This is a genomic window from Xanthomonas sp. 1678 (genome assembly GCF_031455575.1).
Taxonomy (GTDB): domain Bacteria; phylum Pseudomonadota; class Gammaproteobacteria; order Xanthomonadales; family Xanthomonadaceae; genus Xanthomonas_A.
In genome coordinates this window covers 126,813-141,932 of record NZ_JAVDSZ010000010.1, presented here as the reverse complement: position 1 = coordinate 141,932, position 15,120 = coordinate 126,813, and the positions used below count along the sequence as shown (strand labels likewise).

Genomic DNA, 15,120 nt, shown 5'->3' with positions numbered 1-15,120 from the left:
GCGGCCGAGCGCCGCCGCGCTGTCAACGGCTCAGTACCACTCCAGCAGCGACACGCCCAGGCCCACGTAGGTGGCGCGATGGTTGTAGTCGATCATGCTCTCGCCGTAGCCGTCGAACACCTGCACATGGCCGCGCAGCAGGTTGCTGATCGGGAAGCCCCAGTCCAGCTGCACCGCGCCGTGCGAGCGATCGCCGCCGCGCAACGAATGCCGCGCCATCAGCGAGATTTCGTGGCCGCCGCGGTTGTAGGTCAGGGTCGCGTCGCCGCGGCCCATGTAGTCCTCGATGTCCGGGTTGTTGTCCTGGCGGTCGCTTTCCGGGAGCCGGTACCACGGGCGCAGCACCAGCGCCCAGTTCTCGCGGTCCAGGCCGACGTTGAGGATCGCCCGGTTCCAGCTGCGCGAGAACGGATCGCTGCGGCCGTTGGACTGGTGGTTGAGCTGGATCCCGGTCATCCGTCCCTTCCAGCCGAACAGGCTGTAGTTGTTGCGGAACACCAGCGCCAGCTCCGGCTCGTAGTTGGTCTCGCGGAACGGCCGCGACTGCTCGCTGTTGTAGACCTGCCAGCGCGAACTCTGGGTATAGGCGCCCCACAGGTCGCCGTTGTCGCCGAAGATGTTCTCCACGATCTTGGTCTTGAAGCTGAGCTGGAACTTGGCCTCGAGGCTGTCCAGCGGCTCGGCGGTCGTCACCGTGTTGTTCGGGTTCGGCGAGGACGGCATCTCGTTCTTCTTGCTGGTCCAGAACGCCGGCAGCAGGTACACCGGCTTGTAGGCGCGCAGCTGGAAGTTGCCGAGCTTGGAATCCTTGGCCAGCTCCCAGCGGCTGTCCAGCAGCGAACCCTTGCCGGCGTTGGCGATGGTGGCGTCGTAGCGGTCGTCCTTGAACAGCGAGGCAGTGCGCTGGCGGGTGCGCTCGGCCAGGCCGGCGTCCTGCGGGATCGACGCATCCAGCTGCTGCTTCTGGGTTTCGCTGGCCATCTTCGCCGCCGCGTCGGCGGCCTGCGGATCGGCGACCCGGCGCGACAGCGCCTGGTCGTAGCAGGACAGGCGCGCGGCGTCGCTGGAAATGGCCACGCACGCTTCCGGCGAGGCGGGAGTGGGCATCACTTCCTGGGCGTGGGCCAGCGGCATGGCCGCCAGGGACAGCAGCAACAGGGGACGGGCCGGGCGATGGGACATGCAGGGTTCTCTCGGAAACGGGCGGCGCGGGCGGATGGTGCGCTGCCGATGGGAATGGCCGGGTGCGAAAATACAGGAAGCCGCCGCAACGGCGTCGTCACACGTTCATCGCGCGCCGCGAACGGCACGGCGTCAGAACAGCCAGGCCGCGGCGAACAGGCCGACCATCGCCAGCGCCAGGGCGAGCTTGGCGGCAGTACCCAGGACGATCCCCAGCCAGGTGCCCAGACCGACCTTGGTCGCCTGCTGCAGCTGGCGGCCGTGCCAATACTCGCCGGCCAGCGCGCCGACGAAGGGACCGACGAACAGGCCGATCGGCATGAAGAACAGCCCCGCCACGCTGCCCAGCACCGAGCCCCACAGCGCCTTGCGGCTGGCGCCGACGCGCTTGGCGCCGAACACGGTGGCCAGGAAATCGACCAGGAACGACAGCAGGGTCAGCACTCCGAGCACCGTCAGCATCAGCCAGCCCACGCGCTGGAAGCCGTCGGCCCAGGCCGCCAGCAGCAATCCGGCGAACAGCAGCGGCATCCCCGGCAGGGCCGGCAGCACCACCCCCGCCAGCCCCAGGAACACCAGCAGCCCGGCGATCATGTAGTAGATGAACGTAGGATCCACGCGGCTCACTCCGGGGGTAATTTGGGGGTTGACAGGCGGGTCGTTTTTGCTGATTGCATTTTCATTTTGGCCGGGGTAAGTTTTCAGCCGCTGCGTTTGCAAAGGTCACCGTGAATCGTGGCCCGATGCGGTAGATCCAACGATCCGCTACAGCGTTATACCTCGCTTCCTCCTTGCAACCAGCCGCCAACCCCCGGCGTACCCACCCCTGAGACGTGTTCCAAGGAGTAAGTCCATGACTGACGGCAATCGCGAAAACGGCACCGTGAAGTGGTTCAACGATGCCAAGGGCTTCGGTTTCATCAGCCGCGAGAACGGCGAGGACGTGTTCGTGCACTTCCGCGCCATCCAGACCCAAGGCTTCAAGAGCCTGAAGGAAGGGCAGAAGGTCAGCTTCACCGTGGTGCAGGGCCAGAAGGGCCTGCAGGCCGACGCGGTGCAGCCGGTCTGAATCAGGCGCGGCGCTCCGGCGCGATCCAGGCGCCGTTGCCGCGCCCAGCAAAAAGGCCCGCACTGCGGGCCTTTTTGCATTGTGGCGCAGCGCGACAGCGCGGCGCTTAGCGCGGCACCACGCGGCCGTTGACCACCCGTACGTAGGTGTTCTCGCGCACCCCGGCGAGGTCGCGCTGATTGACCACGATCACCCGGCCGTCGTCCATCTTCACGTGCACATCGTAGGTGTCGCTGGTGACGTTCTTCTGGATCTGGTTGCCGGCCAGGGCGCCGGCCGCGGCGCCGGCGACGGCCGACACGTTCTGGTTGCCCTTGCTGCCGCCGGTATGGTCGGAAATCTCATGGCCGGCAACGGCGCCGACGATGCCGCCGAGGATGGCACCGGTGGCGGTGGGCGCGGTGCGGCCGGAGGCGACCGTGTCGATGCGGGTGACGATGCCGCAGTCGGCGCAGCGGTTGTCCGAATAGCCGCGCGACGGCTGGCTGTAGCCGCCGCCACCGCCATAGCCGGGGGACGTGGCGCAACCGGCCAATGCCAGGACGGCGACGGCGCCGGTGGCCAACAGATGGATCTTCATGGGTGCTCTCCGGTGAATGGGCGGCAGGGCCGCGTTCGTTACGCATCCTGTCCGCCACCGTGTGAATGCAACGCCAATCGAGGCCGTACGCGCCCTGTCGCGCAAGTGTGGGGTCAGGGGGAATTCATCGAGAAGCCCGATGGCGGGTCAGCGGAAATCGCGATGGCAGGCGTCGCAGCCGTCGTCGAGGCGCTGGCTGAGCCGGTCGAGCGCGGCGCAGTTGTCGGGCATCGCGGCCTGCGCCGCGTCCAGGGTGGCCCGCAGCGCGCTGGCGTGCTCCTGGAAGCGGCTGTCGTCGGCGAGGGCGGGAAATGCGGTGCCCAGGTCGTCGCCGAGCAGGCGCAGCGTATGCACGCGCGCCTGCAGCTCGGCGGCACTGCAGCGGTGCTGCGCATGGCTGCGCTGCAGCAGCGCCAGCTGCCTGTCCATCACCTGCATCAGCGCGCGCGGGAATGGATCCTGTCGCGCCTGCACGGCGCGCATCGCCATCACCGTGGCGACCAGGCCGATCAGCACGCCGGCGATCAGCACGAACAGGTAACGGGAGGCGGTGGAGGCGGGCGGGCTGGCCATGCGGCGGGCGTGCGAGGCGAAAGCGCGATAGTACGCCGCGCGCGCCGCCACCGCGTGTCGCCGCCGCCGTGTCGCCGCCGATGAAATAAACTGCGCGGATGAACGAACAATTGCGTGAGCGCTTCGCCGGCATCGACCGGCTGTACGGGCGCGGGACCATCGAGCGCCTTGCGCAGTGCCGGGTGGCGGTGGTGGGCATGGGCGGGGTCGGCTCGTGGGTGGTGGAGGCCCTGGCGCGCTCGGCGGTCGGGCATCTGACCCTGATCGACGCCGACGACATCTGCGTCTCCAACACCAACCGCCAGCTGCCGGCGCTGGAAGGGCAGTACGGGCGCAACAAGGCGCGGGCCATGGCCGAGCGCTGCGTGGCGATCAATCCGGCGATCGAGGCGACCGCCGTCGAGGCGTTCCTGACCCCGTTCAACATCGCCGAACTGCTCGGCAGCGGCTTCGACCTGGTCATCGACGCCTGCGACAGCTTCCGGGTCAAGGTCGAGACCATCGCCTGGTGCCGCCGGCGCAAGCTGCCGCTGCTGACCGTGGGCTCGGCCGGCGGGCGCACCGACCCGACCCTGGTGCGCATCCGCGACGTGTCGCGCACCGAGCATGACGCGATGCTGGCGCTGATCCGCAAGAAGCTGCGCAGCGAGTTCAACTTCCCCAAGAACCCGCAGCGCTACTTCGGTGTGCCGGCGGTGTACTCGCTGGAGAACGTGCGCTACCCGCAGGCCGACGGCAGCGTCTGCGGGCTGCGGCCGCAGCTGGGGCCGGACGCGGCGTTGAACCTGGACTGCGGCGCCGGGCTGGGCGCGGCCACCCACATCACCGGAACGTTCGCCTTCGCCGCGGCCGGCAAGGCGCTGGAAATGCTGCTGAAGCCCAAGCGCGAGCAGCCGGCGCTGGCGACGGCGCTGGAAACAGAGCAGCGCTCGGATTGAGGTGCTTGGCCCATGGGCCTGGCGACCGGTTCGCCGTTACCAGCCTGACGGGAGGCCGTCGTCGTCGACGATGGAGATGTCGGTGCGCGCCCTGATCCAGGCGAAGAGGGCGGACAGATCGGCTTCGATGCTGGGCGGATGGGCGGTGATTTCCAGGAAGATGTGCTCCTTTTCAAGGAACAGGCGCACGTCGTGGTTCCAGCTTCCCGGATCTCTGGGTTCCGTGCCCAGCAATAGAAACTGGATGTCGTCGCGGCACTCGCAAAACGTCTCCAGGCCGGCGATCCGCTGCCGTAGCGCGTCCAGGTTGGCGGCGCGCCAGTTGTCGTCTTTGAAAAGCAGCATGAACTCTGATGACATGGAGTGGCCGCTTTTCAGGCTTGCTTTTCCAAGTAGAACGCGAGGTACTTCCTAGGCCTTTCCTGGAAGGCTCTTGCCTTGCCATATCGGTAGGCTTCGTCGAAGTACGCGCGTGCTTGCGCATATTCTTCCAGCTCGAAGTGCGCCATTCCCATGGCGATCAATGGGCCGGTGTCAATTTCCGATTCGCGGGCATGCAGCGACTTCTGCGCCCACTGCTTGGCGGCAGCGAAGTCGGCGCTGTCGAAATGCAGGTTGCAGAAGGAGCCGGTGATCCACGCCGACAACGGCGCCCATTCCAGCTTCGGCTCAGGCAGCAGGTCCCAGGCCTGCTGGTAAGCGGATCGGGCGGCGTCCGTGTCGCCGCGCTCGTCCAGCGCGTTGCCGGACTCCATGATGCCCATTATGTCTTTTGCCAGCTCGGGGTTGCCGTCTGCCAGGTCTTTCATGCATTACCCGTGTATCGAGCCGTCGAGGTTGAGGCGTCAGTATATGGACTGTAGATGTCCATGGCCTTGGCTGGTGACGCGCGTGTGCAGGTCTGATATTTGATCGCAGAACGCATGACGCGAATGGCAAGGGATGCGATCCCTGCCTGTGTCGTGCTCACTACGGTTCCCTGTCGACACGCTCTTCGTAGTCCGCGGGTTCTGCATCGAGTGCGGCGGGCAGCCACTTGCCATTGCTTCTGTTGTAGCTGCGTGCCCTGTGCGGGTGGCGCGCGACGATTGCGGAAATTTCCTTCTGCAAATCGCGCTCCTCCTGCCAGGTGCTGCCACATTTGCCGCAGCCCCAGAACGGCGGCGACTCGGTCTCGATCCAGTCGACCCATCCTGTGCATCGGGGAAGCGGGCAGCGATAGCTCGCCTCGTGCTCATGCGGTTTGATGCCTTCGGCCGCCATGACGTACTGCGTGGAAGCGCCGCAGCGCGGACACTCGATCATGATGAAGGCCTGGCCTCTCGCCAGCAACGGCAGGACGAAAGCATGCTGCTGCGCGTCTAGGTCGAAGTGCGCCTTGCACAGTTGGCACTGCGCTTTCGCTGTGGATTTCATATCTGTTTCCCTGCAGGCGCCTGTCGCACGCCGCCCACTTCCGAGCCGTCACGCCGGCACGGCACTCGCATCCAGCCCGAACAGCTGCTGCGCATTGCGCGTGGTCTGTTCGGCGATCTCGGCGGCGGGCTGGCCACGCAGCGCGGCGATCGTGTCCAGGACCGTACGCAGCCGCGCCGGCTCGTTGCGCTCGCCGCGGATGGAGGCATCGGGCTGATCCGGTGCATCGGTTTCCAGCAGCAACTGCTGCAACGGCATCCCGGCCGCCAACCGGCGCAGGCGCTGCGCGCGGTCGTAGGTCACCGGGCCGCCGAGGCCGATCAGGAAATCCAGCGACTGCAGTTGCCGCGCCTGTTCCGGGCTGCCGGCGAAGCTGTGCACCACACCGCGCAGGCGCCCGACCTTGCGGATCGCCAGGATCACCGCGTCCACCGCGCGCCGCGCGTGCACGATCACCGGCAGGTCGAATTCGCGCGCCAGTTGCAGCTGGCCGACGAAATAGCGCTGCTGCTCGGCTTCGTCCAGCCCCTCGACGAAGAAGTCCAGGCCGCATTCGCCGATCGCGCATGGGCGCTCGCGCGCGATCCATTCGCTGAGCAATGGCAGGTGCTCGGGCCGGTGCTGGTCCAGGAACAGCGGATGCAGGCCATAGGCCGGATACAGGCCTGCGGCCGCCGCGCAGACATCGCGCAGTTTCGGCCAGGCTGCCGCGGTCACCGCGGGCACGATCTGCACGGCGACGCCCGCGGCCTGCGCGCGGGCGATCACTTCGGCGCGGTCGCCATCGAATTCGTCCGCGTCGAGATGGCAGTGGCTGTCGATCAGACGCATCGGCGGTCAGCGCCGCATGCGCCGCGCGCTGGACGCGATCGGCGCCGGCTCGGCGGGCGTGCGGGTCTTCCAGTTGGCCAGCAGCAAGGCGCCCAGGCCGAACACGATCTCGTCGAGGAACGGAATCGGGTCCGGCAGCAGGAGGCTCACCGCGAACAGGCCGGCGGTCACCTTGAACAACGTCGGGTAGCGCAGTTTGCCGGCCCAGCGCAGCAACGGCAGCATGATCGGGTTGGGCATGGACACTTCTCCGGCCGGTGGGTGAAAACGCTAACACGCCTTGATATGGCGCCTTCCCGGGCGCCGCACCAGATCGTGCCGCGGATTTTTGCTGAATAGGGAACGGATCGGTTCAGCTTCGGCATGGTAATCACAGCAGCGTAGACAACGCGGCCCAGAACCGCAGGAGAGCAACGATGAAGAGCAATACGACAACCATTCTGGTCGCGGCGGGTGCATTGCTGGCCGGCGGCGTGGCCACCGCGGCGTTCATGAACAACCGCGACAAGCAGGAATTCGCCGGCAGCGGCGACGTGCGTCCGGCGGCGGACAGCACCGCCGGTGACGCGGTCGCCGGCAACGGCGTCGGCGGCAAGCTGGAATATGCGGACGTGGTCCGGGTCGATCCGATCACGCAGAAGGAGCAGCGCTACGCCGAGGTGGTCGGCACCGAGCCGCTGCGCGAGACCTCCACCACCACCACGCCGCGCGAGGTCTGCAACGACGTGGTGGTGCAGGAGCGCCTGCCCGAGCGCGACGGCAACGTCGGCGGCACCGTGGTCGGTGCGGTGGTCGGCGGCCTGCTCGGCAACCAGGTCGGCGGCGGCAACGGGCGCAAGGCCGCCACCGCGGCCGGCGCGGTGGCCGGCGGCTTCATCGGCAACCGGGTCGACCGCAACCATGTCGGCGGCCGCGTGGTCGATCGCACCGAGCGCCAGTGCCACACCGAGAACAGCACCGCCCAGTCGTCGCGGATCACCGGCTACAACGTGACCTACCGCAACGACGACGGCACCACCGGCACCATGCGCATGGACAGCAAGCCGGGCAGCCGCATCGCCATGGGCAAGGATGACGTGGTCAAGGGCTACGAAGTCACCTATCGCTACGACGGCCAGGAAAAGACCGTGCGCATGGACGACAAGCCCAGCAGCGACCGCCTGCCGGTGCTCGACGGGCGCCTGGTCACGCAGACCGCGTCGGCCAGCGACGTGATCAGCCAGCGCTGAGCGCCACGCGACAACGAGCGAAGGCCGGCCCTGTGCCGGCCTTCGCTTTTTCCGGGCGGCGTGGACGCCGATACAATGCGGCTTCTACCCGCCCGAGTCCCGCCATGCCGTTGCCTTGCGACGATCTGTTCAACGTGGCTTCGCTGCTCAGCGAAGAGGAGCGCGCGATCCAGCAGGCGGTGGCACGCTTCGTCGACGCCAGGGTGCTGCCGATCATCGGCGCGGCGTTCGACCAGGCGCGGTTTCCGACCGAGCTGGTGCCGGAACTGGCGCAGCTGGGCCTGCTCGGCGCCACGCTGCCGCCGGCCGACGGCGGCGCCGGACTCAATGCGGTCTGCTATGGCCTGATATGCCAGGAACTGGAACGCGGCGACAGCGGCCTGCGCAGCTTCGTCAGCGTGCAGTCCTCGCTGTGCATGTATCCGATCCACGCCTACGGCAGCCAGGCGCAGCGGCAACGCTGGCTGCCGGCGATGGCCGCCGGCACCGCGATCGGCTGCTTCGGCCTGACCGAGGCGCAGGGCGGTTCCGATCCGGCGGCGATGCAGACCCGCGCGGTGCGCGATGGCGACGGTTGGCGCCTGAGCGGCAGCAAGATGTGGATCACCAACGGCAGCCTGGCCGACGTGGCTGTCGTGTGGGCGCAGACCGAGGACGGCGTGCAGGGTTTCCTGGTCGAGGCCGGCACCCCCGGCTTCGGCGTGCAGGACATCGCGCACAAGATGAGCCTGCGCGCCTCGGTGACCTCGGCGCTGTTCCTGGACGACGTGCGCCTGTCCGATGCGCAGCGGCTGCCGTGCGCGCGCGGGTTGAAGGGGCCGCTGGGCTGCCTGACCCAGGCCCGCTACGGCATCAGCTGGGGCGCGATCGGCGCGGCCATCGCCTGCCTGCGCGAGGCGCTGGCCTATGCCGGCGAGCGCGTCCTGTTCGGGCGGCCGCTGGCGGCCACGCAGAGCGCGCAGATCAAGCTGGCCGACATGGCCCGGCGCATCGCCGCCGCGCAATTGCTGGCGCTGCAGCTGGGCCGGCTCAAGGATGCCGGCGCGCTGCAGCCGGCGCAGGTGTCGCTGGCCAAGTGGAACAACGTGCGCATGGCGCTGGACATCGCCCGCGAATGCCGCGACCTGCTCGGCGCCGCCGGCATCACCACCGAGTACGGCGCCATCCGCCATGCCTTGAATCTGGAATCGGTGATCACCTACGAAGGCACCGAGACCGTGCACCAACTGGTGGTCGGCCGCGAGCTGACCGGCATCAATGCGTTCTGAGCGGCCGCGCCGGCGCCGTGGCGCGGCCGCAGCGACCAAGCGAGAGGAGGCGAGGGCATGAGCATTTTCGATCTGCGAGTGGAAACCGAGCGCTTGTTGCTGCGCCCGCCGAGCGCGGCGGATTTCGAGGACTTCGCGCGTTTCACCGCCGATGCCGAGGCGATGCAGCATCTGGGCGGCGTGCAATCGCCGCCGGTGGCCTGGCGCAGCCTGGCGGCCCTGGTCGGCAGCTGGCAGCTGCAGGGGTTCTCGATGTTCTCGGTGATCGAGAAGCGCAGTGGGCAGTGGATCGGCCGGGTCGGGCCGTGGCAGCCGCATGGCTGGCCGGGCACGGAGGTGGGCTGGTCGATCGCGCGTTCGCATTGGGGCCATGGCTATGCGCCGGAGGCGGCGCGCGCGGCGATCGACTGGGCGTTCGCGCAGTTGGGCTGGACCGAGGTGATCCACACCATCGCCGCCGACAACGCCAATTCCAAGGCGGTGGCGGCCAAGCTCGGCTCGCGCTACCTGCGCCAGGATCGCCTGCCCGAGCCGTTGCAGGCGCACGAGGTGGAGGTCTGGGGACAGTCGCGCGCGGACTGGCAGGCGCGGCGCTGAGCGGCATGCGCGGCGTTCTGGACATTGCGACCGGCAGCAGGAACCGATGATGGCCTTCGAACGTTTTCCGCTGACCGTGTACGGCATGGCGCTGTCCGGCAACTGCTACAAGGTGCGGTTGTTGCTGGACCAGCTCGGCTGCGGCTATCGCTGGGTCGAGGTCGACAGCGCCAATGGCGAAACCCGCACGCCGCAGTACCTGGCCAAGAATCCCAACGGCAAGGTGCCGCTGCTCGAGCGCGAGGACGGGCGCGTGCTGGCCGAGTCCAACGCGATCCTGTGCTGGCTCGCCGAAGGCACGGCCTACCTGCCGCGCGATGCCTGGCAGCGCGCGCAGGCGCTGAGCTGGCTGTTCTTCGAGCAATACAGCCACGAGCCGTATGTGGCGGTGGCGCGCTTCGTGCGCGGCTGGACTGCCGCGGATTCGCCGCGCCGCGCCGAGCTGCCGCGGCTGCATGCGGCCGCGGCGCAGGCGCTGGCGGTGATGGAGCGGCACCTGCAGGCGCAGGCCTGGTTCACCGGCCCCGACTACGGCGTCGCCGATATCGCGCTGTTCGCCTATACCCATTGCGCCGAGGACGGCGGCATCGCGCTGGACGCCTATCCGCGCCTGTGCGACTGGCTGCAGCGGGTGCGCGACACGCCAGGCTTCGTCGCCTTGCCGCCGCTGCCGGCCGAGGTGCTGGCTCGGCTGGCGCACCGCGACGCGTGAGGGCCGCGTTCACCTGGCCGCGCCGCGCGGGCGGCTAGGCTGCAAGCCCGGAATCGTCAGGAGCACGCCATGAGCCAGTACCGTATCGCCGTCTTCGTCGGCAGCCTGCGCAAGGAGTCGTTCAACCGGCGCCTGGCCCTGGCGCTGGAGAAACTCGCCGGCGACCGGGCGCGCTTCGAGTACGTGGAGATCGGCAACCTGCCGCTGTACGACCAGGACCAGGACCACGACTACCCGGAGCAGGGCAAGCGGCTCAAGACCCAGGTCAACGATGCCGACGCGGTGCTGTTCGTCACTCCCGAGTACAACCGCTCGATCCCCGGCGTGCTCAAGAACGCGATCGACCTGGGCTCGCGGCCCTACGGCGAAAACGCCTTCTCCGGCAAGCCGGCGGCGGTGTGCGGGGTGTCGCCCGGCACGCTCGGCACCGCGCTGGCGCAGCAGCACCTGCGCAACGTGCTGGCCTACCTGGACATGCCGGTGCTGGGCCAGCCGGAGGTGTTCGTGCAGTTCCAGGAGGGGCTGATCGAGGCCGACGGCAGCATCGGCAACGAAGATACGCGCAAGTTCCTGCAGGGCTTCGTCGACAAGTTCATCGCCTGGATCGACGAACTGCAGGCCTGATCGCCGGCTCAGGCGCTGGCGCCGTGCGAGGGCGCAGGCGCTGGCTGCCGCGGCGGTCGCAGCCGGCGCGACGCGGCGCGGCGACACTGTCGCCCCGGCAGTCGGCGAAGCGTTGCGCGGCGGGGTTCGGGCGCAGTTCTCAACGGGTTGTCCACAGACTTGTCCCTAGCCGCGCCGCGCCGCGCTGACTAAGATGCCCGACCGGGTCGCGCCGTCGGTGCCGCCCGCCGACCGCGTCCCCCAACAGAGATATCCAGCCCATGTCCGCCCGTCCCGGCTACCGCGGCGACCGCAAAAGCGAGCGTGGCGAACGCAGCGAACCGCGCATCGACCAGTTGCGCGTGCCGCCGCATTCGATCGAGGCCGAACAGGCCGTGCTCGGCGGCCTGATGCTGGCGCCCGACGCCTACGACCGGGTCAACGACCAGCTCACCGACAACGATTTCTATCGGCGCGACCACCAGCTGATCTACCGCGCGATCCGCGAGCTGGCCGAGAAGGGCCGCCCGTTCGATGCGGTGACGCTGGGCGAATGGTTCGAATCGCAGGGCAAGCTGGAGATGGTCGGCGACGGCGCCTACCTGATCGAGCTGGCCAGCACCACGCCGTCGGCGGCCAACATCGCTGCCTACGCCGAGATCGTGCGCGACAAGGCGGTGCTGCGGCAGCTGATCGAGGTCGGCACCAACATCGTCAACGACGGCTTCCAGCCGGAAGGGCGCGAGAGCGCGGAACTGCTGGCCACCGCCGAGAAGGCGGTGTTCAAGATCGCCGAGGCCGGCGCGCGCGGGCGCAGCGACTTCGTGGCCATGCCCGGCGCGTTGAAGGACGCGTTCGAGGAGTTGCGCAGCCGTTTCGAGAACGGCGGCAACATCACCGGCCTGCCGACCGGCTACACCGATTTCGACGCGATGACCGCCGGCCTGCAGCCGACCGATCTGATCATCCTCGCCGCGCGTCCGGCGATGGGCAAGACCACCCTGGCGCTGAACATCGCCGAGTACGCGGCGATCAAGTCGAAGAAGGCGGTGGCGGTGTTCTCGATGGAAATGTCGGCCTCGCAGCTGGCGATGCGCCTGATCTCCTCCAACGGCCGCATCAACGCGCAGCGCCTGCGCACCGGCCAGCTCGAGGACGAGGACTGGGCGCGGGTCACCGGCGCGATCAAGATGCTGAAGGAGACCAAGATCTTCATCGACGACACGCCGGGCGTGTCGCCGGAGGTGCTGCGCTCCAAGGCGCGGCGGCTCAAGCGCGAGCACGATTTGGGGCTGATCGTGATCGACTACCTGCAGCTGATGTCGGTGCCCGGCAACAGCGAGAACCGCGCCACCGAGATCTCCGAGATCTCGCGTTCGCTCAAGGGCCTGGCCAAGGAACTGGGCGTGCCGGTGATCGCGCTGTCGCAGCTCAACCGCTCGTTGGAAACGCGTACCGACAAGCGCCCGGTGATGGCCGACCTGCGCGAGTCCGGCGCGATCGAGCAGGACGCGGACATGATCGTGTTCATCTACCGCGACGACTACTACAACAAGGAAAATTCGCCGGACAAGGGCCTGGCCGAGATCATCATCGGCAAGCACCGCGGCGGCCCCACCGGGTCGTGCAAGCTCAAGTTCTTCGGCGAATACACCCGCTTCGACAATCTGGCGCACGACTCGGTGGGCGCGTTCGAATAAGCGCCACCGGCGCCACCGCCATGCCGGTCGCGATTGCTGCATTGCGGTAGATCCTGCGGCGATGTACGTGTTCATCCAAGCGTAGCGATACCTCTGTCACAGAGCGCCACGACCGCGCTCAACAGCCATGCGTGATGGTCGATACCGGAAGGACCCATCCGGAGATCCCACGCCATGTCGTTGGTCGTCACCCAAGCGGAAACCTCCGAACGCGACGCCGTCGCCGCGGTCGCGTCCTTGCGCGCGCAGCTCGGCGCCGCGCCGCTGGACGCCGTGCTGCTGTTCTGCGATGCCGAATACGACCTGGAGGCGCTGGGCCCGGCGATCAAGGCCGGTTTCGACTGCCCGGTGATCGGGTGCACGGCCGCCGGCCAGGTCGGCGCGCGCGGCTTCCAGAGCGACGGCATCCTGGTCGCCGGGCTGCGCGGCGGCGTGCTGCAGGCGCAGCCGTTGCTGATCGCGCCGCTGAGCGACCTGCAGGCGCAGGTGGCGGTGGTCGCCGAGACGGTGCAGGCGGCGACCGTGGACAAGGCCGGGCAGTGCTTCTCGCTGCTGCTGGTCGATGGCCTGTCCACCTGCGAGGAATACCTGGCCGCGGCGCTGTACCGGATGATCGGCAACGTGCCGCTGCTCGGCGGCTCGGCCGGCGACAACCTGCGTTTCGAGCGCACCCAGGTCTACTACGACGGCTGCTTCCTGACCGATGCGGCTGTGCTGACCCTGTTCCACTCGAAGCACCCGTTCGTGGTGTTCAAGCTGCAGCATTTCGTCGCCAGCGAGATCGAGCTGGTGGTCACCGAGGCCGACCCGGAGCGGCGGCTGATCTGCGAGATCAACGGCGAGCCGGCGGCGCTGGCCTACGCCGAGGCGATCGGGGTGCCGCTGGAGGCGCTGGACCCGCACGTGTTCTCCACCTATCCGCTGCTGCTGACGCTGAGCGGCGAGCCCTACGTGCGCTCGATCCTGCGCGTCAACGAGGACCTGTCGCTGACCTGCTACTGCGCGGTGGAGGAGGGCATGGTGGTCGCGGTCGGCAAGGCCGTGGATGTGATGGAGACGCTGCAGCAGGCGTTTGCCGAGGTGCACGAGGCGGTGCCCGATCCGGCGTTGGTGATCGGCTGCGACTGCATCCTGCGCCGCCTGGAATTCGGCCAGTCGCAGATGCAGCCGCAGGTCGGCGCGTTCATGGCGCAGCAGCGCGTGTTCGGTTTTTCCACCTACGGCGAACAGTTCAACGGGCTGCACGTCAACCAGACCTTCACCGGCGTGGCGATCGGGAGATGAGCATGAGCGCAGACGCAGCGACGGTGGCGGCCACGGTGGGCGCCTCGGCCACCGGCTTCGAGAGCGGCGATGCGGTGCTGGTGGCCGAACTGCGCCGGCAACTGGCCGCGCGCGACAAGGTGATCGCGGTGCTGAAGAAACGCGTCGCCGCGCGCGACGATGCGGTGGCCTCGCCGCTGGCGACGCTGCAGCAGAACATCGCGCTGGGCAAGGTGGTGGCGCTGAAGACCCATGAACTGAACCGCGAGCGCCAGGAACTGGAACAGGCGCTGGCCGACCTGGGCAAGGCGCAGGTGGCGCTGCTGCAGGCGCAGAAGATGGAGTCGATCGGCCAGCTCGCCGCCGGCATCGCCCACGAGATCAACACGCCGGCGCAGTACGTGAGCGACAACCTGGCGTTCGTGTGCAAGGCCAAGCAGGTTCTCGACCATGTGTTCGACATGACCTTCGGCATCGTCGATGCGGCGCGTGCGCAGGGCGTGGCGCCGGAGCTGGTCGCCGCGCTCGACGCGCAGGTCAAATCGTCCAAGTTCCAGTACCTGCGCAAGCAGACGCCCGAGGCGCTGCAGCAGTCGCTGGAGGGGGTGGAGCGCATCACCAAGATCGTCGGCGCGATGAAGCGCTTCTCGCATCCGTCGGCCGGCGAGAAGGAACCGGTGGACCTGCGCGAACTGGTCGCCACCACCATCACCGTCGCCCGCAACGAATGGAAGTACGTGGCCGAGATCGAGACCGATTTCGCCGACGACGTGCCGCTGGTGCCGTGCCTGCGCGATGAGATCGGCCAAGTGCTGTTGAACCTGGTGGTCAACGCGGCGCATGCGATCGGCGACACGCTGGTGCCGGGCGAGCGCGAGCAGGGCCGGATCCGCATCGTCCTGCGCCGTGCCGGCGACAGCCACGTGGATCTGTGCGTCGGCGACGACGGCCCAGGCATTCCCGAAGCGATCCGTACCAAGGTGTTCGATCCGTTCTTCACCACCAAGCCGGTCGGCAAGGGCACCGGCCAGGGCCTGGCGATCGCCTATTCGACGGTGGTGGAAAAGCACCAGGGCCGGATCTTCTTCGAACCCTCGGCGGACCAGCGCGGCACCACGTTCGTGGTGCGGCTGCCGTTGAACGCAGTGGCGGGCTGAGC

Annotated in this window: 19 protein-coding genes; 10 read left to right on the top strand and 9 right to left on the bottom strand. The window is 68.2% G+C overall.

Annotated features, from left to right (window positions below; translation table 11 throughout):
• Positions 1-30 precede the first annotated feature (30 nt).
• Positions 31-1,182 (bottom strand): phospholipase A, encoded by a 1,152-nt coding sequence (locus tag J2Y70_RS17420; protein ID WP_263394822.1) that lies wholly within the window; start codon positions 1,180-1,182, stop codon positions 31-33.
• Positions 1,183-1,314: 132 nt separating this feature from the next.
• The gene (locus tag J2Y70_RS17415; protein WP_263394821.1) at positions 1,315-1,800 is read right to left on the bottom strand and encodes a DUF456 domain-containing protein; all 486 of its coding nucleotides are present in this window, start codon (positions 1,798-1,800) and stop codon (positions 1,315-1,317) included.
• Positions 1,801-2,035: 235 nt separating this feature from the next.
• Here J2Y70_RS17415 and J2Y70_RS17410 point away from each other — a divergent pair, with 235 nt between their 5' ends.
• A complete protein-coding gene (locus J2Y70_RS17410) occupies positions 2,036-2,251 on the top strand; it encodes a cold-shock protein (RefSeq protein WP_046979462.1) in 216 nt (71 codons plus the stop codon).
• Positions 2,252-2,357: 106 nt separating this feature from the next.
• Here the strand turns inward: J2Y70_RS17410 and J2Y70_RS17405 are convergent, their stop codons facing one another.
• A complete protein-coding gene (locus J2Y70_RS17405; RefSeq protein ID WP_309920325.1) occupies positions 2,358-2,831 on the bottom strand; it encodes a glycine zipper 2TM domain-containing protein in 474 nt (157 codons plus the stop codon).
• Between the two features lie 147 nt (positions 2,832-2,978).
• The gene (locus J2Y70_RS17400) at positions 2,979-3,404 is read right to left on the bottom strand and encodes a hypothetical protein (protein WP_309920322.1); all 426 of its coding nucleotides are present in this window, start codon (positions 3,402-3,404) and stop codon (positions 2,979-2,981) included.
• 98 nt (positions 3,405-3,502) lie between these two features.
• Here J2Y70_RS17400 and J2Y70_RS17395 point away from each other — a divergent pair, with 98 nt between their 5' ends.
• Entirely contained in the window at positions 3,503-4,342 is an 840-nt protein-coding gene (locus J2Y70_RS17395; RefSeq protein ID WP_309920317.1) for a tRNA threonylcarbamoyladenosine dehydratase, read from the top strand.
• 36 nt (positions 4,343-4,378) lie between these two features.
• Here the strand turns inward: J2Y70_RS17395 and J2Y70_RS17390 are convergent, their stop codons facing one another.
• The 5 genes from J2Y70_RS17390 to J2Y70_RS17370 all read right to left on the bottom strand — a co-directional run bounded on the left by J2Y70_RS17390 (position 4,379) and on the right by J2Y70_RS17370 (position 6,829).
• The gene (locus J2Y70_RS17390) at positions 4,379-4,687 is read right to left on the bottom strand and encodes a hypothetical protein (RefSeq protein WP_309920314.1); all 309 of its coding nucleotides are present in this window, start codon (positions 4,685-4,687) and stop codon (positions 4,379-4,381) included.
• A gap of 29 nt (positions 4,688-4,716) precedes the next feature.
• A complete protein-coding gene (locus tag J2Y70_RS17385) occupies positions 4,717-5,151 on the bottom strand; it encodes a hypothetical protein (protein ID WP_309920310.1) in 435 nt (144 codons plus the stop codon).
• A gap of 160 nt (positions 5,152-5,311) precedes the next feature.
• Complete coding sequence (locus J2Y70_RS17380) at positions 5,312-5,758, bottom strand: hypothetical protein (RefSeq protein ID WP_309920307.1); 447 nt, start codon at positions 5,756-5,758, stop codon at positions 5,312-5,314.
• Between the two features lie 48 nt (positions 5,759-5,806).
• Complete coding sequence (locus tag J2Y70_RS17375; RefSeq protein WP_309920302.1) at positions 5,807-6,589, bottom strand: TatD family hydrolase; 783 nt, start codon at positions 6,587-6,589, stop codon at positions 5,807-5,809.
• 6 nt (positions 6,590-6,595) lie between these two features.
• Positions 6,596-6,829 (bottom strand): DUF6116 family protein, encoded by a 234-nt coding sequence (locus J2Y70_RS17370; RefSeq protein WP_263394813.1) that lies wholly within the window; start codon positions 6,827-6,829, stop codon positions 6,596-6,598.
• Between the two features lie 176 nt (positions 6,830-7,005).
• Here J2Y70_RS17370 and J2Y70_RS17365 point away from each other — a divergent pair, with 176 nt between their 5' ends.
• From J2Y70_RS17365 to J2Y70_RS17330, 8 genes are all read left to right on the top strand, one after another.
• Positions 7,006-7,818 carry a glycine zipper 2TM domain-containing protein gene (locus J2Y70_RS17365; RefSeq protein ID WP_309920296.1) on the top strand — a complete coding sequence of 271 codons (813 nt, stop codon included), beginning with the start codon at positions 7,006-7,008 and terminating at the stop codon, positions 7,816-7,818.
• Between the two features lie 104 nt (positions 7,819-7,922).
• A complete protein-coding gene (locus J2Y70_RS17360) occupies positions 7,923-9,086 on the top strand; it encodes an acyl-CoA dehydrogenase family protein (protein ID WP_309920293.1) in 1,164 nt (387 codons plus the stop codon).
• A 57-nt stretch (positions 9,087-9,143) separates the two neighbouring features.
• Positions 9,144-9,683 (top strand): GNAT family N-acetyltransferase, encoded by a 540-nt coding sequence (locus J2Y70_RS17355; protein WP_309920290.1) that lies wholly within the window; start codon positions 9,144-9,146, stop codon positions 9,681-9,683.
• 49 nt (positions 9,684-9,732) lie between these two features.
• Complete coding sequence (locus J2Y70_RS17350) at positions 9,733-10,395, top strand: glutathione S-transferase family protein (protein WP_309920287.1); 663 nt, start codon at positions 9,733-9,735, stop codon at positions 10,393-10,395.
• A gap of 69 nt (positions 10,396-10,464) precedes the next feature.
• Positions 10,465-11,019, top strand: coding sequence for an NADPH-dependent FMN reductase (locus tag J2Y70_RS17345; RefSeq protein WP_263394809.1), 555 nt, complete (start codon positions 10,465-10,467; stop codon positions 11,017-11,019).
• A gap of 260 nt (positions 11,020-11,279) precedes the next feature.
• On the top strand, positions 11,280-12,698 hold the full coding sequence (locus J2Y70_RS17340; protein ID WP_263394808.1) for a replicative DNA helicase: 1,419 nt from the start codon (positions 11,280-11,282) through the stop codon (positions 12,696-12,698).
• A gap of 174 nt (positions 12,699-12,872) precedes the next feature.
• Entirely contained in the window at positions 12,873-13,982 is a 1,110-nt protein-coding gene (locus J2Y70_RS17335; protein ID WP_309920281.1) for an FIST N-terminal domain-containing protein, read from the top strand.
• A gap of 2 nt (positions 13,983-13,984) precedes the next feature.
• Positions 13,985-15,118, top strand: a complete 1,134-nt coding sequence (locus J2Y70_RS17330; protein WP_309920278.1) for an ATP-binding protein — start codon at positions 13,985-13,987, stop codon at positions 15,116-15,118.
• Positions 15,119-15,120: the final 2 nt, after the last annotated feature.